Source organism: Microbacterium sp. BH-3-3-3, assembly GCF_007679045.1.
Taxonomy (GTDB): domain Bacteria; phylum Actinomycetota; class Actinomycetes; order Actinomycetales; family Microbacteriaceae; genus Microbacterium; species Microbacterium algihabitans.
The window spans coordinates 225,080-244,851 of sequence record NZ_VEFS01000005.1; the positions used below are offsets into that span (position 1 = coordinate 225,080).

The following is a 19,772-nucleotide window of genomic DNA, read 5'->3' on the forward strand; positions in this document are numbered from 1 at the left end:
TAGCCACGGCCGCGCGGCGACGACAGGGTGCCGACGTCGGCGCCACCCCGTCGGCCACGGCCCCGCACCCCGATAGGGTCGTGCCTGCGGTGCGCACCTCGCGTGCCCTCTCACCCCGGGAGAAGCGCATGTCCGTCGGACTCCTCGCCGTCGTCGATGACATCCTCAGCGCCGCGATGCGCGCGAGTGCCAAGACCGCCGGCGTCGTGATCGACGACGCGGCCGTCACTCCGCAGTACGTGCAGGGGCTGACGCCCGCGCGCGAGCTGCCCGTGGTGTGGAAGATCGCGCTGGGCAGCATCATCAACAAGTACGTGATCATCATCCCCATCGCGTTGCTGCTGACCGCCTTCGCCCCGGGGGTGCTCCCCTTCCTGCTGATCATCGGTGGCGGGTTCCTCTGCTTCGAGGGTGCAGAGAAGGTGCTCGAGTGGTTCGGCGTGCACCATGCCGAGGGCGACGCCGACGAGTCGCGCGACGAGAAGAAGCTCGTGCTGGGCGCCGTGCGCACCGACCTCATCCTCAGCACCGAGATCATGCTCATCGCCCTGTCGAGCCTCGATCCGGGCTTCGGCATCTGGATGACGCTGGGGGCGCTGCTCATCATCGGCCTCGCCATGACCGTCGTGGTCTACGGTGCGGTCGCCCTGCTGGTGAAGATCGACGACATCGGTCTGCGCTTCATGAAGAGCGAGTCGCGGGGCGTCCGCCGCTTCGGGGCCCGGGTCGTGGCATCCATGCCCGCCGTCTTCCGTGTGATCAGCGTCATCGGCACGGTCGCGATGCTGTGGGTCGGTGGGCACCTCGTGCTGCAGAACCTGTCGGAGACCCTGTGGTCGGGTCCCTACGACCTGGTCCACGTCGTGACCCACGCCATCGAGGCGGCGGGGCCCGTGGTGGTCTGGATCGTCGAGACGGCGATGTCGGCGGTGTTCGGGCTGATTCTGGGCCTGATCATCGTGGGGATCGTGACCGGCATCTCGCGGCTGGTGAAGCGCGATGCCTCGGCTGCGAGCCACTGACGGCCCGCGTCCGACGCGGTAGGTTTCCCGCACGGCAGGAGGTGGGCAGATGCGGCGGTCACTCGCGGTGTTCGTCCTGCTCGCGCTGTGCCTCACCGGCTGCGCGCCGGCCGCACCGCCCTCACCCGCGCTATCGGCCGATCTCTACCAACCCCGCTCCGACATCGCGAAGGGGCGCATCGCGGTCAGCGTCACCAACGGCAGCGACCGCACCGTGACGATCACGGGCGTCCGGCTCGTCTCGGCCGACTATCCCGGCGAGCCGGCGTGGGACGGGCGTGCCGTCGACCTGCAGCCGGGCAAGGGATCTCCCGACCTGCGGATCGCGCTTCCGGATGCCGTGTGCGGCGAGCAATCGGCATCGGCCGCCATCGAGGTGGATTGGCGGGATACCGCATCATCCGGCACCACGACCGTCACCCCCGGCGACCGGTTCTCGTTCCTCGCAGTCGGTCACGCGAGCGCGTGTTTCACCGCTGCGGTCGACGGCGTGGCGACCCTCGAGGCGGCCGACTTCGCAGGCGGCGGTCCGGGGACGCCCGCCGACCTGGTCGTGGCCATCGGCGCGGGCGGCGGTGACGGATCGTTCACCATCGACTCCGTCGAGGGGACGACGTTGCTGGCGCCGTGGGACGGCACGGGTGGGGCCCCGACGGTGATGATCTCGCGCGTCGTGCGGGGGACCGACGCCGCAAGCGAGCTGCGCGTGCCCTTCGTCCCCAACCGCTGCGATGCGCACGCGCTCGCCGAAGACAAGGTCGGCACGCTCATCCCGTTCGCCGTCACCACGGCCGACGGCCAGACGGGGACGGTACGGCTGGCGGCGTCCGACGACCTGCGCCGCAAGATGTACGACTTCTACGCGGCGTTCTGCGGCCTTTGACGCGATTTCGCGGGGCCCTTCACGCTGAGACTGCATTTCGCTGACGAGTCCGTTGCAGCCTGACGCCGGGTCGTCAGCGAGTTGCAGTCTCGCCGACCGAGGCGACCGAGGCGACCGAGCCGGCCGAGCCGGCCGAGCCGACCGAGCCGACCGAGGTGGGCCGGCCCCGACCCACTGGGATCAGTCGAGCCGCGAGTGCTCGCCGAGGCGGTGCCAGGTGCGGTTGTGGTAGACCAGCGCGGCGCCGGGCTCACCGGGCTCGAGGTCGCGCTCGACGTCGACCTGCAGGGCTTGGGCGGCGATGACTGTGGAGCCGCCGGCATCCATTCGGCTGACGATCTTGCACCGCAGCCACGCCCGCACGCCGTGGTAGACGGGCTCGCCGGTGGCCAGGCGCGACCAGGTCGACGTGTCGGCGAAGCGGTCGAGGCCGCTGGTCGCGCCCGCGCGGGCGAGCGAGATGTCTTCGGCGTCGAGCAGGTGCACCACGATCGTGTCGGCCGCGATGATCGTGGGCGTCGCCGACGACAGCGCCGACACCGAGAAGATCAGCAGCGGCGGATCGGCGCTGACCGACGACACCGACGAGGCGGTCAAGGCGACGGGGCCGTTCTCTCCGTACGCGGTGATGACCGCGATCCCGCCCGGGTGCCCGCGGAACGCGCGCTTGAAGTCGTCCGCCGAGACCGAGGTGCCGATGGCGGGAGTGCTCTCGGGGGCTGCATGCGGAAGGGAAGTCATACATCCACGGTAGGCGCTCACCGGGCGCGGGGCATCGCTGGGCGCAACACGACGAAACGCTCCCGTGCCCGTCATCGACCGTTCGTGCGCGGATCCCCGGCGGGCCGGCGGCCGCACTCGCGCCGTCGCGCCCCGGCGGCGAGGGCCTCCGTCGCCCCGCCATGCGCCCAGTGTGAAGCTTCACATTTATCAATCCGTGACATTTGCCGGAGCTAGATTGCTTGACAGCACGCGTTGTGTGAGCGCTAACATTCCCACACGGCGCACCCGAGGTGCTGCATACATGACACCGGCACAGGCGCCGGCGAAACGAGGAGGTTTCATCATGAAGGCGAACAAGATCATCGCGGGCGCAGCGCTCGTCGGAGCGATCGCACTCACCGCGACCGGCTGCGCAGGCGGCGGGGGAGCAGCGGCGGGCGGCGGCGGAGGCGGCAGCGACGTCATCACGGTCGGCTTCGCGCAGACCGGCTCCGAGAGCGGCTGGCGCAGCGCGAACACCGAGTCGATGAAGGAGGCGTTCAGCGAGGCCAACGGCTTCAACCTCATCTTCAACGCGGCCGACAACAAGCCCGAGGCGCAGATCGCCGCGGTCCGCAGCTTCATCAATCAGGGCGTCGACGCGATCGTGCTCGCTCCCATCGTCACCGACGGCTGGGACGACGTGCTCAAAGAGGCCAAGGACGCCAACATCCCGGTGATCCTCGAAGACCGCACGGTCTCGGCATCCGAAGACCTCTACGCCAGCTGGGTCGGACTCGACTTCAAGAAGGAGGGCGAGACGGCCGGCAAGTGGGTGGCCGACAACTTCGGCTCGACGCCCACCAACATGGTCGTGCTCGAGGGCACCACCGGATCGTCGGCGGCGACCGACCGGGCCGAGGGCTTCAACTCCGCGATCTCGGGCACCGACATCAAGGTGCTCGACTCGCAGACCGGCAACTTCACCCGCGCCGAGGGCAAGACGGTGATGGAGGGCTTCCTGCAGAAGTACGGCTCGCAGATCAACCTGCTCTTCGCGCACAACGACGACATGGGTCTCGGCGCGCTCGAGGCGATCAAGGCGGCGGGTCTCACGCCCGGCACCGACATCAAGATCGTCACGATCGACGCTGTCAAAGACGGCATGACCGCGCTGTCCAAGGGCGAGTTCAACTACATCGTCGAGTGCAACCCGCTGCTGGGTGAGAAGGCTGCCGAGATCGTGAAGAAGGTCGTCGCGGGCGAGTCCGTCGACAAGAGCTACATCGTCGAAGACCAGGCCTTCGACCAGGAGCAGGCCGCCAAGGTCCTCGACAGCCGCCCCTACTGATCCGCAGGGATCGGCCGTCGTTCCCACGGCGGCACCCGTCCGATCGCCACGGCATCGACGGAACATCCTCCCCGGCGTGCGGGGCCGGGCCCTCCCCGGTCCCGCACGCCACCGATCAGAGAAAGCGATCGACATGACACCCGAACGATCCGCCGTGGTCGAGATGAGCGGCATCACGATCCAGTTCCCCGGGGTGAAGGCGCTCGACGACGTGGACTTCACCCTCCGCGCCGGCGAGGTGCACTCGCTGATGGGCGAGAACGGAGCCGGCAAGTCCACTCTCATCAAGGCGCTGACCGGGGTCTACGGCATCGACGCGGGCAGCATCCGCGTCGCCGGTGAGGAGCGGCAGTTCCGCACCACCGCCGACGCACAGGCCGCCGGCGTCGCCACCGTCTACCAAGAGGTCAACCTCTGCCAGAACCTCACCGTCGGTGAGAACGTCATGCTCGGCGCCGAGATCCGCCGAGCGGGCATGGTGGATTGGAAGGCCACGCACGCCGCGGCCGCCACCTACCTCGCCGAGCTGGGCGTGCACATCGACACGCGTTCGATCCTCGCCAGCCACTCCATCGCGGTGCAGCAGCTCGTCGCCATCACCCGCGCGATGGTCGTCGACACCAAGGTGCTCGTGCTCGACGAACCGACCTCGAGCCTCGATCGGGGCGAGGTGGAGCAGTTGTTCTCGGTGATCCGCGACCTGCGCGACCGGGGGGTGGCGATCCTGTTCGTGTCGCACTTCCTCGACCAGATCTACGAGATCTCCGACCGGCTCACCGTGCTGCGCAACGGCACGCTCGTCGGCGAGTACGCCATCACCGAGCTCGGCCGCGAGCAACTCGTGGCCAAGATGATCGGCCGCGAGCTGGGGGAGCTGGAATCGCTCTCCGCCAGTGCCGAGCGGCCCATCGACCGCACGGGTACGCCCGTGCTGCGGGCCTCGGGCCTCGGCCGCAAGAACGCCCTCGAGCCCGTCGATCTCGAAGTGTTCGGGGGCGAGATCGTCGGGCTCGCAGGGCTCCTGGGTTCGGGTCGCACCGAGCTCGCGCGACTGCTCGCCGGTGCGGACCGTCCCGACCAGGGATCCGTCGACGTCGGCGGCACCGCATCGCGCACGGGCTCGCCCCGTCACGCCCTCGACCGCGGCATCGCGTTCTCGTCGGAAGACCGTCGTGCCGAGGGCATCGTCGGCGACCTCACCGTCGCCGAGAACATCGTGCTCGGCATCCAGGCCCGACGCGGGGCGATGCGCCGCATCAGCGCCGCCGAGAAGCAGGCGGTCGTCGACGAGTACATCACCGCCCTCGGGGTGCGGCCCGCCGACCCGAACGCCCTCATCCGCAACCTCTCGGGGGGCAACCAGCAGAAAGTGCTGCTCGCCCGGTGGCTGGCCACCGCCCCCGAGCTGCTCATCCTCGACGAGCCCACGCGCGGCATCGACGTCGGCGCCAAGGCCGACATCCAGCGCAAGGTCGCCGAGCTCGCCGAGAAGGGCCTGTCGGTCGTCTTCATCTCGTCGGAGCTCGAGGAGGTGCTGCGCATCGCCCAACGGGTGGCGGTGCTGCGCGACCGTCGTAAGATCGGCGAGCTGGCCACCCGCGACGTCGATCTCGACGCCCTGGTGACCTACATCGCCGAGGGGCAGTCGCAGCAGGCCGCGCCCACCGTACCCGAGACAGTGTCGTCCGATCGGGAGAAGATCGCATGAAGAAGTTCCTCGCGCACCGCCTCGTCTGGCCGATCGCCGCGCTCCTCGCGCTGATCGCCGTCAACACGATCTCGCGCCCCTCGTTCTTGAGCGTCACCGTGCAGAACGGTCAGCTCTACGGCTCGCTCATCGACATCCTGCGCAACAGCGCACCGTTGATGCTGGTCGCGCTCGGTATGACCCTGGTCATCGCCACGCGCGGCATCGACCTCTCGGTCGGGGCGATCATGGCCGTCTCGGGAGCCGTCGCGCTCACCGTGATCGAGGCCTCACCCGACCCGGGCAACCTCGGCGTCGTCTTCACCGCGATCGCCGCGGCCGTGGGCGTCGCCCTCCTGCTCGGGGTCTGGAACGGGTTCCTCGTCTCGGTCCTCGGCATCCAACCCATCATCGCCACGCTCGTGCTCATGCTCGCCGGTCGCGGTGTCGCCCTGCTGATCACGGGCGGCTTCATCACGACCATCAACAGCGATCCGTACAAGTTCATCGCGGGCGGGTACGTCCTGGGACTGCCGTTCGCGTTCTACGTCTCGATCGTCGCGGTGCTCGTCATCGGCGTGCTCGAGCGGCGAACGGCCCTGGGCATGCTGACCGAGGCGGTCGGCATCAACCCCGAGGCGAGCCGTCTGGCGGGCGTCCGCTCGCGCGGCATCATCTGGGGCGCCTACATCGCCAGCGGTGCCTTGGCAGGCATGGCGGGAATCCTCTACAGCTCGAACATCATGGCGGCGGATGCCAATGCGGCAGGGCTCTACATCGAGCTCGACGCGATCCTCGCCGTCGTCCTGGGCGGCACCTCGCTCGCGGGCGGCAAGTTCAGCCTCGCGGGCACCGTCGTGGGCGTCTTCACCATCCAGACGCTCAAGAGCACGATCACCTTCCTCGGTGTGCCGCCCGCGGTCAGCCCCGTGTTCATGGCCGTGGCCGTGCTCATCGTGGTGCTGCTGCAGTCGCGTCGGTTCCGCGCGTACTTCCACACGGCGGGCCGCTCCGCGGCGCGCCCGCTCACCCGACGTCCTGACGCAAAGGTGCTGTCCTGATGGCCACTCTCACCGAAGAACGGCGCACGGCGTCGTCGTCGCCCACCTCGACCTACCGTCGCTTCCTCAGCCGCCACATCTCGTGGGTGCCGGTGTTCGCCGCGGTGATCATCCTGGTCGTGATGATCGCGGGGGCCATGTACTGGTTCCCCAACTTCCAGCTCCCGCGCATCATGTCGTCGATCCTGCTCGACAACGCGTACCTGCTCGTGCTGGCCGTCGGCATGACCTTCGTGATCCTCACCGGGGGCATCGACCTGTCGGTCGGAGCGGTGATGGCCTTCACCGGCATCCTTTGCGCGAAGATGCTCTCCGACGGCGCTCCCGTCGCCGTCGCCCTCCCCGCCATGGTGCTCATCGGTGCGGCGATCGGCCTGCTGATCGGCGTGCTCGTGCAGTTCTTCGACGTGCAGCCGTTCATCGCGTCGCTCATCGGCATGTTCCTCGCGCGAGGTCTCGCGTTCGTGGTGAGCCTGGAGTCCATCAAGGTCGACAACGAGGGTCTGCTGTGGCTGCAGTCGACGCGCTTCTCGTTCGCCGGGTGGTACATCACCCCCACCGGCATCATCGCGCTGCTGGTCGTCGCGCTCGCCGCCTTCGTGCTGCGGTACACGCGCTTCGGCCGCACCGTGTACGCGGTGGGCGGCAACGAGCAGTCGGCACGCCTGATGGGTCTGCCCGTCGTCCGCGCCAAGCTGTCGGTCTACGTCATCAGCGGGGTGTGCGCGGGGCTGGCGGGCATCGTGCTCACGGCCTACTCCGGTGCGGGATATCCGCTGAACGGTGTGGGTACCGAGCTCGACACGATCGCGGCGGTCGTCATCGGCGGCACGCTGCTCACCGGCGGCAGCGGCTTCGTGGTGGGCTCGATGATCGGCGTCTTCGTCTACGGCCTGATCCGCACGATCATCTCGTTCTCGGGTGCCGAGCAGTCGTGGACGCGCATCACGGTGGGTGCCCTGCTGCTGCTGTTCGTCGTCGTGCAGCGGGTCATCGTGTCGCGCTCGGCGCTGAGTCGGTGATTCTTCCGGGTCGTGTCGGCGCAGCAGGTGCGGCGCGGGCATGATTGACCCCATGTCCGCCGTCGCTCCGCCCCTCCTCGAGGTGCGCGGAGCGACGGTGCGTTTCGGGGTCGAATCGGCCCTCGCCGACGTCGACTTCCGGCTGCTGCCCGGCGAGGTGCACTCGCTCATGGGCGAGAACGGCGCCGGCAAGTCGACCCTCATCAAGGCGATCACCGGGGCGTTGCGCCTCGATGCCGGCGAGATCGCGCTCGACGGCCGCGTCGTGCGGCTGTCGTCGCCGGCCGACGCGCAGGCCCGTGGCATCTCCACCGTCTACCAAGAGATCGACCTGCTGCCCAACCTGACCGTCGCCGAGAACATCTCGCTCGGCCGCGAGCCGCGCCGCTTCGGCGTCATCGATCACCGGGCCATGCGGCAGCGGGCCGACGAGGCGCTCGCGGCGCTCGGCGTCGACATCGACGCGGCCTCGGTGCTGTCGTCGCACCCGCTGGCGGTGCAGCAGCTCGTCGCGATCGCCCGTGCCGTCTCGACCGACGTCCGCGTGCTCGTGCTCGACGAACCCACCTCCAGCCTCGACGCCGACGAGGTCGCCGAACTGTTCCGCGTCATCCGCGACCTCAAGGCGCAGGGGATCGCGATCGTGTTCGTCTCGCACTTCCTCGACCAGGTCTACGAGATCTGCGATCGCGTGACGGTGCTGCGCGGAGGACGCCTGGTCGGCGAGTACGGCACCCGCGAACTCCTGCGCATCGATCTCGTCGAGAAAATGCTCGGCGCCACGGCCGAGGCGCTCGCCCCGCTCGGCCAGCGCTCCACCGACCCGGCCGAGGGCCCCACCGTGCTGAGCGCCCGGGGCATGGCATCCGGACCCCGTCTGCGCGGCGCCGACCTCGACATCGCTGAGGGCGAGGTCATCGGAGTGGCGGGCCTGCTGGGCTCGGGTCGCAGCGAGCTCGCGCGGGCGCTCACCGGCGTCGACCACCCCGACGCGGGCGAGCTGCGCATCGACGGCGACCCCGTGCGTTTGGCGACTCCGCGAGAGGCGATTCGGCGTCGCGTCGCGTACTCGTCTGAGAACCGGCGCACCGAGGGGGTCATCGGCGACCTCAGCGTGCTCGACAACATCACCCTGGCGCTGCAGGCCCAGCGGGGCGTGTTCCACCGACTGAGCACGGCGCGGCGGCGCGAGCTCGCGATGAGCTGGGTCGAGGCGCTGCACATCCGCCCCGCCGACATCGATCGTCCCGTCTCGACGCTGTCGGGCGGCAATCAGCAGAAGGTGCTCCTCGCGCGCCTCCTCGCGCTGTCGCCGCGCCTCATCGTGCTCGACGAACCGACCCGCGGCATCGACGTCGGCGCCAAGGCCGAGATTCAACGCCTCGTCGGTGAACTCAGCGACAACGGCCTGTCGATCGTCTACATCTCCGCCGAGCTCGACGAGGTGCTGCGCGTGGCCCATCTGGTGGCCGTGATGCGCGACGGCGAGCTCGCCCAGATCGTGCCGGCCGCCGATCTCACCTCCGACGCGCTGCTCGCACTCGTCGCCGGTCACACCACCCCGGAAGCGGGTGACGGTGGCTGACGACAGGACCTCCCGCACCGCCAACATCTTCGACGTCGCACGCCTGGCGGGGGTGTCGCACCAGACGGTGTCGCGCGTGCTCAACAACATGCCCAACGTGCGCCCCGCCACCCGCGCGCGCGTCGAGCAGGCGATCGCGCAGCTGCGGTACAGCCCGTCGCCGGCCGCACGCGCGCTGGTCACGCGGCGCACGCGCACGATCGGCCTCGTCACCCCCGGCACGGTCGACTACGGCCCGTCGTCGATCGCGACGAACTTCAACTTCGCCGCCCGCGCGGCGCGCTACAACGTCGACGCCATCAGCTCGCCGCAGAACGACGTGGCCGCGGTGCGCACCGCCATCGACGGGTTGTTGAAGCAGCGAGTGGATGCCATCGTGCTCGTCGTGGTCGACACCGAGGTGCTCGCGGCGGTGCAGGCCCTCGACATCGACATCCCCGTCGTCGCCTCGGCCAGCAGCGCCCGGCCGCACCCGCGCCTCGTCGCGATCGACCAGTACCGCGGGGCTCGGGGAGCGGTGCGCCACCTGCTCGAGGCGGGCTACGACACGGTGCGCCACATCGCCGGCCCGGCCCGCAACCCCGATGCCGTCGAGCGTCTGCGCGGATGGCGCGACGAGGTCGCGGCGGCGCGCGCGCAGTCGACCCCGGCCGTGCACGGCGACTGGTCGGCGGCGAGCGGCTACCGCATCGCGTCGGAGGCCGACCTCACCCCCGGCGAGGGGATCTTCGTCGCCAACGACCACATGGCGATCGGCGTGTTGTCGGCCCTGCGCGAGCGGGGCCTGCGGGTGCCCGAAGACATCGGCGTCGTCGGCTTCGACGACGTGCCCGAGGCCGCGTTCGTCTACCCCTCGCTGACCACGGTGCGGCAGGACTTCGCCGCTCTGGGCGAGATCCTCATGCAGAAGGTGCTGCTGCTCGTCGAAGAGCCCGACACCGTCACCGAGAGCACGCCCCTGCCGACGCGCCTGATCGTGCGCGCCTCGGCCCCGCCCGCGCGCTGAGTCGTTCCCACGAGAAGACCCCGGATGCCATGGCATCCGGGGTCTCGTCGCATTCGGGCCTCAGCCCAGCAGAGGCACCGCGCCGACGAGCACGCCGACCGCGAGCATCACCAGCGAGACGACGGTCGCGCGCCACAGCACCTTCTTGTGGTGGTCGCCGAGGTTGACCCCGGCGAGCGAGACGAGCAGCAGGATCGCGGGGACCAGCGGGCTCTGCAGGTGCACCGGCTGACCGGTGATCGAGGCGCGGGCCATCTCGACCGGGGCGATGCCGTAGTTCGCCGCGCTCTCGGCCAGCACCGGGAGGATGCCGAAGTAGAACGCGTCATTCGACATGAAGAACGTGAACGGGATCGACAGCACACCCGTGATGACGGCGAGGAACGGCCCCATCGACGCGGGGATGACCTGGGTGATCCAGTCGGCCATGGCGGTGACCATGCCCGTGCCGTTGAGCACGCCGACCAGCACGCCGGCCGCGAGCACCATCGACACGACCCCGACGATGCTGGGTGCGTGGGCGACGATCTCGTCGGCCTGCGAGCGCAGCTTCGGGAAGTTGATCACGAGCGCGATCGCGGCGCCGACCATGAACACGAAGGCCAGGGGGAACAGGTCGAGCACCAGCAGCACCATGACCGCGATGGTCAATGCGAGGTTGAACCAGATGAGCTTGGGTCGCAGGGTCGCGCGGTTGGGGTCGAGCATCGTGTCGGCCATCGCCGTGTCGGCGGCCTCGACGAGCTGCGGGGCGGCGACGGCGGCCCCGCCACCGCGGACGGTGACGATGTTGCCGGTGCGCAGCGACGCGAGGGCGCCGGGCTTGTGCTCGGCTCCGCGGAAGATCTTCGGGGCGCCGAGGCGACCGAAGCCTCCCGGGCCGTCGATCTTGGCGGTGTCGATCGAGCCGGCGAGGCGCTTGCGCTCCGACAGGCCGAGGAACCAGGCGAAGGCGAGAGAGACGACCAGGCCCGCGAGCAGCGAGGGGATCATCGGCACGAAGACGTCGGTGGGCTGCAGGCCGAGGGCGGTGGCGGCGCGAACGGTCGGGCCACCCCACGGCACGATGTTCAGCGTGCCGTTCATGAGGCCCGCGACGCAGGTGAGCACGACGGGGCTCATGCCCAGGCGCAGGTAGAGCGGGAGCATCGCCGAGGTGGTGATGATGAAGGTGGTCGAGCCGTCGCCGTCGAGCGAGACCGCGCCGGCGAGGATCGCCGTGCCGAGCACGATCTTGGCCGGGTCGTCGCCCAAGAAGCGCGTGATGACGCGGATGAGCGGGTCGAACAGTCCGACGTCGATCATGATGCCGAAGTACATGATGGCGAACAGCAGCAGGGCCGCCGTGGGGGCCATCTTGCCGATCGCGTCGATCACCATGTCGCCCAGGCCGAAGCCGGCGCCCGCGATCAGGCCGAACACAGTGGGGACGATGATCAGGGCGACCATCGGGGTCATGCGCCGCGTCATGATCAGCGCCATGAACGACAGGACCATGAGGAAGCCGAGGGCGACGAGCACTCCGTCGGCGGGCGTGTAGGCCACCGCGTACTCTTCGGCTTCGGCCGCAAGGATCAGGGGGGTCATCGCGACTCCTTCGTCGTGGATGCCGGCACGGGGCGCGCCGTCGATTCGGTGACACTACGGACGCGGGGTGCTCGGCCGCGCGCTTGCTCGCATTGCGGGGCGTTATGCGCGTACCGTGTGTTCTGCGCATTTCGCGCACAGAGCCGTGCGCGCCGCCCCGTGCGCCGAAGACGACGAGCGAGGAGGTGCGCATGCGGTTCGCCACGCGGATGCTCCTCGTGCAGATCGCCACCCAGCTCGTGGTCGTTGTCGTCTGCACCGCCGTCTTCGCCTGGCTCGGCGTGCAGCAGCTCAAGGCCGAGGCCGATTCCTCCGCCCTCAACATCGCCCGCTCCGTGGCCGAGGCGCCCGAGGTGCGCGAGCGCGTGGCGCAGTACTCGGCCGATCCCGGGACTCCGGATGCCGCGGACCTCCGCGGCGGCGCGCTGCAGCAGTACGCGGCCGATGTGACCGCCCGCACGCAGGGCCTGTTCGTCGTGATCACCGACGACCACGGCATCCGCCTCGCCCATCCCGATCCGAATCGCTTGGGCGAGGTGGTCAGCACGAGCTTCGCCGACGCTCTCGCCGGGCGCGAGGTCGTGACGTGGGAGACGGGAACGCTGGGCGAATCGGCCCGCGCCAAGGTGCCGGTCTATCCGCCCGGCGGGGGAGCGCCCGTGGGCGAGGTGAGCGTCGGCTTCGAGCGCGCGAGCGTGTTCGACGACCTCCCTGCCCTCATCGGCGGGATCGCGGTGGCCGTGGCGCTCGCCGTGGCGATCGGGGCGGTGGTCGCCCTGCTCATGCGCCGACGGCTCGAGCGACTGACCCTGGGCGTCCAGCCCGAAGAACTCGTCTCGCTCGTGCAGACGCAGACCGCCGTGCTCGAGAGCGCCGACGAGGGAGTGCTCGCCCTCGACGACGCCGGTGTCGTGCGGGTGTGCACGCCCTCCGCCGAGCGGCTTCTCGGGATCACGGATGCCGTCGGCCACCGCCTCGACGAGCTCGGGCTCCCGCCCGCCGTCGTCGCCGCCCTGTCGGCACCGGGTGCGTCGAGCGGGCTCCCGCTGGGAGATCGCGTGGTCTTCCTCGACGTGCGTCCGGTGCGCCGCGGCACGCGGACACTCGGCCGGGTGGCGACGCTGCGCGACCGCACCGACGTCATCGCCCTGTCCGGCCGTCTCGACAGCGTGCGCGCCATGGGCGATGCCCTGCGCGTGCAGCGCCACGAGAACGCCAACCGCCTGCACGCCGCGGTGGGCCTTCTCGACGCCGGACGCATCGACGAAGCACGCGCGTTCCTCGCCGATCTCGTCGACCGCGGATCGGTGGACTGGGCCGTGCCCGGCATCGAGCTCGTCGGCGACCCCATGCTGCAGTCGTTCCTCGGTGCCAAGGCGCTGTCGGCGCGCGAACGCGGGGTCGCCCTGCGCGTGGCTGACGACACGTTCTCGAGCGCGCCCATCGACGACGTCGAAGATGTGGTCGCCGTGCTCGGCAACCTCATCGACAACGCCGTGACGGCGGCGGCATCCGCTCCCGAACCCCGTGGGGTCGAGGTGAGCGTGCTCGACGACGCCGACGCGGTCGTGCTGACGGTGGCCGACACGGGACCGGGCATCGCCGACGTCGAGGCGATCTTCGCGCCGCGCGAGCGCGGAGACGATCCCGATGCCGTGCACGGACTGGGCATCGGACTCCCGCTCTCGCGCGAGTTCGCCCGACGCCGGGGCGGCGAGGTGTGGGTGGTCGACGCCGGGTGCGGTGATCACGGCGCGGTGGTTGCGGCAAGACTGCCGGGCGTGCGGGGCGGGACGAGCGAGCGAGAGGGAATCAGCGAGTGAACGGCATCCGGGTTCTGGTCGTCGACGACGACTTCCGCGTGGCGGGGCTCCACCGCGATGCGGTGGCGGCGCGGCCGGGCTTCGTCGCGCTCGAACCGGCGCGCACGGTCGGCGAGGCTCGCGCCGCGGTGGCCGCGCACGCGCCCGACCTCGTGCTGGCCGACGTGTACCTGCCCGACGGCGACGGCATCGAACTCGTGCGCTCGCTCGACGTCGACGCGTTCGTGCTGTCGGCGGCGACGGATGCCTCGACCGTGCGCCGCGCGTTCTCGGCCGGTGCGCTGGCCTATCTCGTCAAGCCGTTCGACACGCGCGTGCTCGCCGAGCGCCTCGACCGCTTCGCGCGCTACCGCAATCTGCTGTCGAGCCCGCGCCCGCTCTCGCAGGATGACATCGATCGGGCAGCCGCCGCGATGCGGGGCGAGCGCGACGGACCCTCGCTCGCGCGGTCGGCGACCGAGCAGACCGTGCTCGCCGCGCTCGGCGCCGACGAGGCGTCGGCGACCGAGGTGGCCGAGCGCATCGGGGTCTCGCGTGCGACGGCGCAGCGCCACCTCACGGCGCTCGCCGAACGCGGGCTCGTGCAGGTGAGCCTGCGGTACGGCAGCACCGGTCGCCCCGAGCACCGCTTCCGCGCCGGCGCCTGACGCGGTCGCTGAGCCTGTCGAAGCGCGGTCGCTGAGCCTGTCGAAGCGTCCGCGGTCGTCTGCGGGTCCCGGTCCCGGTGGGCGGTCGCTGAGCCTGTCGAAGCGCGGTCGCTGAGCCTGTCGAAGCGTCCGTGGTCGTCTGCGGGTCCCGGTCCCGGCGCGCGGTCGCTGAGCCTGTCGAAGCGTCCGCGGTCGTCTGCGGGTCCCGGTCCCGGTGAGCGGTCGCTGAGCCTGTCGAAGCGTCCGCGGTCGTCTGCGGGTCCCGGTCCCTTCGACAGGCTCAGGGACCTCGCTGTCGGCTCAGGGACCTCGCTGTCGGCTCAGGGACCTCGCTGTCGACTCAGGGACCTTGCTGTCAGCGCAGGGACTCAGCCCTCGAGCACCGCCCACCCGCGCGGGCCGAGCTCGACCCGCCCGTCGGCGAGAGTGCCGTCACCGGTGACGACCGTGTGCGCGTCGGCGGCCGGCACCGACACCGCCTCGTCGCCGATGTTCAGCGCCACCACGACCGCGTCGTCGCCGACCGCGGTGCGCAGCACGATCGCGGCGTTGGCGACCTCCACCACGTCGGTGTGCGCGCGCCAGAGCCACGGCTTGCGGCGGCGCAGCGCGATGAGCGCGCGGTGCGTCTCGAGGATCCGCTCGTCTACCTCGCCGACCTCCGCGGCCGATGCCGGAAACTCCGGCCGCACCGCGTCGTCGCCGCCCTCGCGCTCCTCCTTCACCCCGGTCCACCCGAACTCGTCGCCGGCGTAGACCGACGGGGTCCCCGCGACAGTGAAGAGCACGGCGAGGGCGTGCGGCACGAGATCGGATCCGATGGCCGAGGCGATGCGGGTGACGTCGTGGTTGCCGACGAACGTCTGCGGCGCGAAGGTGGCGAGCAGTTCGTCGTGCCGCTCGATCGCGTGACTCAGTTCGAAGAGGTTTCCGTCGGCGATGCCGTGCCAGATGCCCTGCCACAGCTCGTACTGAGTCAGCGAGTCCATCGTCGAGGCGCGCACGATCGCGGGGCCGTCCCCGTGGATGACCTCGCCGACGAACCACGCCTCGGGGAACCTCTCGCGCACCCGCGGAAGCACCGCGGCCCAGAACTCCGGCGGCACCGCGTACGCGGCATCCAGTCTCCACCCGTCGATCCCGCGCTCGAGCCAGTGGCACATCACGTCGACCACGAGGTCGGCGACCGCCGGCGACGAGTGGTCGAGGGCGACGAGCGCGCCGTGCCCCTCGAACACCTCGGCCTCGAACCGTCCGTCGACCCACCGCCCGCGGAACAGCTGCGGACCGTCCTCGGTCGCGGTCCGGAACGCGGGGTGCGCGCGCCCGACGTGGTTGAAAACCCCGTCGAACAACACGCGGATGCCGCGCTCCCGAGCCCCCGCGAGCAACCGGTCGAGATCGCCGTCGTCGCCGAGTCGCGGGTCGATGCGCAGGTGGTCGACAGTGTCGTAGCCGTGGGTCTCCGACGCGAACACCGGGCCGAGCAGGAGCCCGTTCAGGCCGAGCTCGATGACGTGGTCCAGCCAGGGGTCGAGCAGGCCCAGACGGTGCACGATCTCGGCATCCGGCCCCTCGCCGTCGCGGATCGGTGCGCCGACGAAGCCGAGCGGGTAGACGTGCCACCACATGACGTGTTCGGGCCACGAAGGCATGAGGTCTCCACCTGCCCGGGGATCGGACCGGACCCCTCGACGCTATCCGTCCGCGCGATCCGCGCCGCGGGGGTTGTCCTGTCGTTCCGGATGCCGTGACTCAGGCCCGCACGCGATCCTCGGGCAGCGCGAAGACGGGCAGATCGAGGGCGTTCTCGCGCGCCGCCTCGACGGCGGCAGCGACGGCGCCGATCGAGACGATGTCGGCGCCGAGGGCCGAGGCGACGATCTCGGGGGCGGGCAGGTCGAGAGCTCGCGGAAGGGCGGCGATCGCGGCGTCGATGATGGGGCCCGCGCCCGCGGCGATCGCTCCCGAGACGATCACGCGGTCGACGTCGAACAGGCTGCCGAAGATGCCGACCACGCCGGCCAGCGCCCCACCCACCCGACGGGCGATGGCGAGCGCCCCGGCGTCCCCCGCAGCGGCGAGGTCGAGCACGGTCTTGGCGTCGAGGGACTCGGGGTCGATCCCGCGCAGCGCGCTGTCGGCCGGAAGGCTGCCGTCGGCGAGCGCCGCCCGCGCCGCGTCGACGCAGCGGGGCGCGAGCCCCTCGGCGCTGCCCACGCCCTCGACACGGTCGAAGGCGACGGTCTCACCCGCACCGCCGTGTTTTCCGCGCAGAAGGCGGCCGTCGAGGTGGACGCCGGCGCCGAAGCGCTCCCCGGCGAGCAGGGCGACGAAGTCGTCGCAGCCGACGGCGGCTCCCCGTGCGCGCTCGGCCACGGCGGCGAGAGAGGCGTCGTTCTCCACGCGGACGACCGGCGACCAGGCCTGGAACGTGTCGACGAAGCCGGGGTTCATGCGCTCCCAGAACCGGTCGTGGTGCACGGGCGAGCGTCCGTGACGGTCGACGGGGGCGGGCACCCCGACGCACATCGCGACGATGTCGCTCCTCTCGCGTCGCGCGCGCGTGAGGGTCGCGTCGACGATCGTCTCGGCGGCGCGTCGGCGTCGATCGGGGGAGTCGCGTTCGGGGTCGACGGCCAGGCGGGAGGTCGCGAGCGTCGCGCCGCGCAGGTCGGCCACGGTGGCGGTCACGTGCCCGCGACCGGCGTCGACGCCGACGACAACGCCGGAGCCGGGCTGGAAGGCGAAGCGTCGCGCGGGCCGGCCCTTGGAGTACTCCCCGACGGCGCGGGCGTTCGGCATCTCGGCCAGCAGTCGTCGGGCCGTCAGCTCGTCGAGCACGTCGATCGCCGTCGACCGGGTCACCCCGACGGTCGCGATCACATCGCTCGCGGTGAAGGCGTCGACATCCCACGCGTGGCGCAGCACGGCGTCGAGGCTGTGCCGACGCAGCGAGGGCGTGGCGGTCACGGCGTCCATCGGCATCCGCCCCTCTGTCGCGTCGCGCCCGGTGCTCTTGACCGGTCTGCGTCCCGATGCAATACTGCCTCCACGACATTGATTTGGCGACTAGATTTAGTCGCTGATACAACATATTCGCAGTGCGGCGGAGGAGGAAACCAGGTGTCGACGAAGACCAGAGCCGGGCGACGATGGCTCGCGGCGACCGCGGTGGGGGTGCTCGGGGCGAGTCTGCTCGCGGGCTGCTCGGCCGACGGGCGCGAGACCATCCGCTTCACCTTCAGCAAGCGCGAGGCGCTGTCGTTCATGAACGACGTCGTCGCGCAGTACAACGCCTCTCAGGACGAGGTGCGCGTCGAGATGGACAGCTCGGGTGTCGACGTCGTGTCGGCGAGCTTCGTCCGCGGCAACCCGCCCGACATCATGCTCGCCAACTACAACTACGAGGTCGCCCGCTTCGTCCAGCGCTGCGCGCTCAGCGATCTCAGCGGCACCGCGGCCGCCGCGAGCGTGCGCGAAGACCTGCAGCCGCTCATGGACCAGTACGGCTCGTGCGCGGGTCGTACCAGCGCCCTGCCGTACTCGGTGATGGCGGCATCCGTCATCTACAACACGCAGATCTTCGACCAGCTCGGGCTCCAGGTGCCCACCACCTACGACGAGCTCATCCAGGTCGCCGAGACCCTCAAGCAGAACGGCGTGACCCCGTTCTACGGCACCTTCAAAGACGACTGGACCGTCGCGCAGGGCTGGTACGACTACTCCGTGGGCGGCTCGCTCGACGTCATCGACTTCTTCGACGGCCTCGCCGGCGAGGGCGCGCAGGTCGGGCCTGACTCGCCGGTGTCGTTCGCGAAGGACTTCACCGAGCCCATGAACCGCATGCTCGAGCTGGCGCAGAACTACACGAATCCGGATGCCGAGAGCCGGGCCTACGGCGACGGCAACCTCGCCTTCGCCCAGGGCGAGGCGGGTATGTACCTGCAGGGACCGTGGGCGCTCGGCGAGATCGCCAAGACGGCGCCCGACCTGCCCGTCGGGACGTTCCCGCTGCCCATGACCGACGACCCGGCCGACCTCAAGGTGCGCGTCAACATGGACCTCGCGGCGATCATCCCCGAGGCCTCCCGCCATCAAGACGCCGCCCGTGACTTCCTCGAGTACCTCTACCAACCCGAGATCATCGAGGCGTACAACGAGTCGCAGCTCGGGTTCGCCCCCACCACGGACGCCCCCTCGCCGAGCGACCCGCGAGTGGCCGGGATGATCCCGTACTACGACGAGGGGCGCATCTACCAGGGCGCCTCCGTCCTGGTGCCCAAGACGATCCCGACCTTCAACTACGCCCAGGCGATGATCTTCGGCGCCTCGCCCGAGGCCACCCTGCGCACGATGGACGAGGACTGGTCGCGCCTGGCGTTCCGCCAGCCCCCGGCCTCGACGAACGATGCCGCTGGCGAGGAGGCCGCGCGATGACCACCACCACCACGATCGTCACGGGAGGCAAGGCGACAGCGCGTCGCAGCTCCCGTCGGGTCGAGCCGATCTACTACCTGTTCCTGCTGCCGACGCTCGTGCTGTTCACGCTCGCGATCACGGTTCCGGGTCTCATCGGCATCTTTTTCAGCTTCACCGACTCGATCGGCCTGGGGGAGTGGAACTTCACCGGGCTCACCAACTACATCGCGATCTTCAGCGACCCGGCCATCCTGCAGGCGTATCTGTTCACGTTCGGCTTCTCGGTCGCGACCGTGATCGTCGTCAACGTCGCGGCGTTCCTGCTCGCGGTCGGGCTGACCGCGCAGATCCGCTTCAAGAAGGCGCTGCGCACGGTCTTCGTCATCCCGATGGTGATCTCGGGCATCATCATCGCCTACGTCTTCAACTTCCTGTTCAGCAACTCGGTGCCCGAGGCGGGGGCGGCCCTCGGCATCCCGTGGCTCGAGACGAGCCTGCTCGCCAACCCCGACCTCGCATGGGTCGCGATCGTGATCGTCACCGCGTGGCAGGCCATCCCCGGCACGCTCCTGATCTACATCGCGGGTCTGCTGGCGGTGCCCGGCGACGTGTACGAGGCCGCCGGCCTCGACGGGGCGAGCAAGACCCAGCAGCTGCTGCGCATCACGCTGCCGCTGGTGGCCGGGTACGTCGTGATCAACGTCATCCTCGGCTTCAAGGGCTTCTTGAACGCGTACGACATCATCGTCGGTCTCACCGGCGGTGGCCCCGGCACCGCGACCCGCAGCGTCGCGATGTCGATCATCTTGGGATTCAACGGAGGCGACTACGCCTACCAGATGGCCAACGCCGCGCTCTTCTTCGTGGTCGCCGTCGTCATCTCACTCCTGCAGCTCTCGCTGACCCGGGGAAGGAACACCCTGTCATGACCGCCCTCAACCAGCCCGCCCTCGCCGTCGAGCAGGCGGAGCTCA

Annotated in this window: 16 protein-coding genes; 12 read left to right on the plus strand and 4 right to left on the minus strand. The window is 70.3% G+C overall.

What is annotated here, in order from left to right; genetic code table 11:
* Positions 1–128 precede the first annotated feature (128 nt).
* Positions 129–1,022 carry a DUF808 domain-containing protein gene (locus FS769_RS14640; RefSeq protein ID WP_144834655.1) on the plus strand — a complete coding sequence of 298 codons (894 nt, stop codon included), beginning with the start codon at positions 129–131 and terminating at the stop codon, positions 1,020–1,022.
* A 49-nt stretch (positions 1,023–1,071) separates the two neighbouring features.
* Entirely contained in the window at positions 1,072–1,905 is an 834-nt protein-coding gene (locus FS769_RS14645) for a hypothetical protein (RefSeq protein ID WP_144834657.1), read from the plus strand.
* Between the two features lie 180 nt (positions 1,906–2,085).
* On the opposite strand, the gene FS769_RS14650 is transcribed toward FS769_RS14645, so the two are convergent.
* Entirely contained in the window at positions 2,086–2,646 is a 561-nt protein-coding gene (locus tag FS769_RS14650) for a flavin reductase family protein (RefSeq protein WP_144834659.1), read from the minus strand.
* Positions 2,647–2,971: 325 nt separating this feature from the next.
* Between FS769_RS14650 and FS769_RS14655 the strand changes: the two genes are divergently transcribed.
* From FS769_RS14655 to FS769_RS14680, 6 genes are all read left to right on the plus strand, one after another.
* Positions 2,972–3,958 (plus strand): ABC transporter substrate-binding protein, encoded by a 987-nt coding sequence (locus FS769_RS14655; RefSeq protein ID WP_144834661.1) that lies wholly within the window; start codon positions 2,972–2,974, stop codon positions 3,956–3,958.
* Positions 3,959–4,091: 133 nt separating this feature from the next.
* Entirely contained in the window at positions 4,092–5,666 is a 1,575-nt protein-coding gene (locus FS769_RS14660; RefSeq protein WP_144834663.1) for a sugar ABC transporter ATP-binding protein, read from the plus strand.
* Positions 5,663–6,706: an ABC transporter permease gene (locus FS769_RS14665; RefSeq protein ID WP_144834665.1), complete on the plus strand. Its 1,044-nt coding sequence runs from the start codon at positions 5,663–5,665 to the stop codon at positions 6,704–6,706. Before FS769_RS14660 ends, FS769_RS14665 begins: the two co-directional genes overlap by 4 nt.
* Positions 6,706–7,728 (plus strand): ABC transporter permease subunit, encoded by a 1,023-nt coding sequence (locus FS769_RS14670; protein WP_144834667.1) that lies wholly within the window; start codon positions 6,706–6,708, stop codon positions 7,726–7,728. Before FS769_RS14665 ends, FS769_RS14670 begins: the two co-directional genes overlap by 1 nt.
* Before the next feature lie 52 nt (positions 7,729–7,780).
* Positions 7,781–9,313: a sugar ABC transporter ATP-binding protein gene (locus tag FS769_RS14675; RefSeq protein WP_144834669.1), complete on the plus strand. Its 1,533-nt coding sequence runs from the start codon at positions 7,781–7,783 to the stop codon at positions 9,311–9,313.
* Positions 9,306–10,319, plus strand: coding sequence for a LacI family DNA-binding transcriptional regulator (locus FS769_RS14680; protein ID WP_144834671.1), 1,014 nt, complete (start codon positions 9,306–9,308; stop codon positions 10,317–10,319). Before FS769_RS14675 ends, FS769_RS14680 begins: the two co-directional genes overlap by 8 nt.
* Before the next feature lie 60 nt (positions 10,320–10,379).
* On the opposite strand, the gene FS769_RS14685 is transcribed toward FS769_RS14680, so the two are convergent.
* The gene (locus FS769_RS14685) at positions 10,380–11,906 is read right to left on the minus strand and encodes a CitMHS family transporter (RefSeq protein WP_144834673.1); all 1,527 of its coding nucleotides are present in this window, start codon (positions 11,904–11,906) and stop codon (positions 10,380–10,382) included.
* Between the two features lie 191 nt (positions 11,907–12,097).
* Here FS769_RS14685 and FS769_RS14690 point away from each other — a divergent pair, with 191 nt between their 5' ends.
* Both FS769_RS14690 and FS769_RS14695 read left to right on the plus strand, forming a co-directional pair.
* Complete coding sequence (locus tag FS769_RS14690; protein ID WP_186325566.1) at positions 12,098–13,729, plus strand: sensor histidine kinase; 1,632 nt, start codon at positions 12,098–12,100, stop codon at positions 13,727–13,729.
* A complete protein-coding gene (locus FS769_RS14695; protein ID WP_144834674.1) occupies positions 13,726–14,376 on the plus strand; it encodes a response regulator in 651 nt (216 codons plus the stop codon). The genes FS769_RS14690 and FS769_RS14695 overlap by 4 nt, the downstream gene beginning before the upstream one ends.
* A gap of 368 nt (positions 14,377–14,744) precedes the next feature.
* Here FS769_RS14695 and FS769_RS14700 read toward each other — a convergent pair whose 3' ends face one another.
* Complete coding sequence (locus FS769_RS14700) at positions 14,745–16,031, minus strand: alpha-amylase family glycosyl hydrolase (RefSeq protein ID WP_144834676.1); 1,287 nt, start codon at positions 16,029–16,031, stop codon at positions 14,745–14,747.
* Between the two features lie 100 nt (positions 16,032–16,131).
* Complete coding sequence (locus FS769_RS14705; RefSeq protein ID WP_144834678.1) at positions 16,132–17,358, minus strand: ROK family protein; 1,227 nt, start codon at positions 17,356–17,358, stop codon at positions 16,132–16,134.
* 144 nt (positions 17,359–17,502) lie between these two features.
* On the opposite strand from FS769_RS14705, the gene FS769_RS14710 reads away from it, so the two are divergent.
* Positions 17,503–18,816 carry an ABC transporter substrate-binding protein gene (locus tag FS769_RS14710; RefSeq protein WP_144834680.1) on the plus strand — a complete coding sequence of 438 codons (1,314 nt, stop codon included), beginning with the start codon at positions 17,503–17,505 and terminating at the stop codon, positions 18,814–18,816.
* The gene (locus FS769_RS14715) at positions 18,813–19,727 is read left to right on the plus strand and encodes a carbohydrate ABC transporter permease (protein ID WP_144784467.1); all 915 of its coding nucleotides are present in this window, start codon (positions 18,813–18,815) and stop codon (positions 19,725–19,727) included. Before FS769_RS14710 ends, FS769_RS14715 begins: the two co-directional genes overlap by 4 nt.
* Positions 19,728–19,772 lie beyond the last annotated feature (45 nt).

Excerpts from the sequence above, each read along its gene's own strand:
- FS769_RS14640 (WP_144834655.1), top strand. The coding sequence starts at position 129 with ATGTCCGTCGGACTCCTCGCCGTCGTCGATGACATCCTCAGCGCCGCG.
- FS769_RS14645 (WP_144834657.1), top strand. The coding sequence starts at position 1,072 with ATGCGGCGGTCACTCGCGGTGTTCGTCCTGCTCGCGCTGTGCCTCACC.
- FS769_RS14650 (WP_144834659.1), bottom strand. The coding sequence starts at position 2,646 with ATGACTTCCCTTCCGCATGCAGCCCCCGAGAGCACTCCCGCCATCGGC.
- FS769_RS14655 (WP_144834661.1), top strand. The coding sequence starts at position 2,972 with ATGAAGGCGAACAAGATCATCGCGGGCGCAGCGCTCGTCGGAGCGATC.
- FS769_RS14660 (WP_144834663.1), top strand. The coding sequence starts at position 4,092 with ATGACACCCGAACGATCCGCCGTGGTCGAGATGAGCGGCATCACGATC.
- FS769_RS14665 (WP_144834665.1), top strand. The coding sequence starts at position 5,663 with ATGAAGAAGTTCCTCGCGCACCGCCTCGTCTGGCCGATCGCCGCGCTC.
- FS769_RS14670 (WP_144834667.1), top strand. The coding sequence starts at position 6,706 with ATGGCCACTCTCACCGAAGAACGGCGCACGGCGTCGTCGTCGCCCACC.
- FS769_RS14675 (WP_144834669.1), top strand. The coding sequence starts at position 7,781 with ATGTCCGCCGTCGCTCCGCCCCTCCTCGAGGTGCGCGGAGCGACGGTG.
- FS769_RS14685 (WP_144834673.1), bottom strand. The coding sequence starts at position 11,906 with ATGACCCCCCTGATCCTTGCGGCCGAAGCCGAAGAGTACGCGGTGGCC.
- FS769_RS14690 (WP_186325566.1), top strand. The coding sequence starts at position 12,098 with ATGCGGTTCGCCACGCGGATGCTCCTCGTGCAGATCGCCACCCAGCTC.
- FS769_RS14700 (WP_144834676.1), bottom strand. The coding sequence starts at position 16,031 with ATGCCTTCGTGGCCCGAACACGTCATGTGGTGGCACGTCTACCCGCTC.
- FS769_RS14705 (WP_144834678.1), bottom strand. The coding sequence starts at position 17,358 with ATGGACGCCGTGACCGCCACGCCCTCGCTGCGTCGGCACAGCCTCGAC.
- FS769_RS14715 (WP_144784467.1), top strand. The coding sequence starts at position 18,813 with ATGACCACCACCACCACGATCGTCACGGGAGGCAAGGCGACAGCGCGT.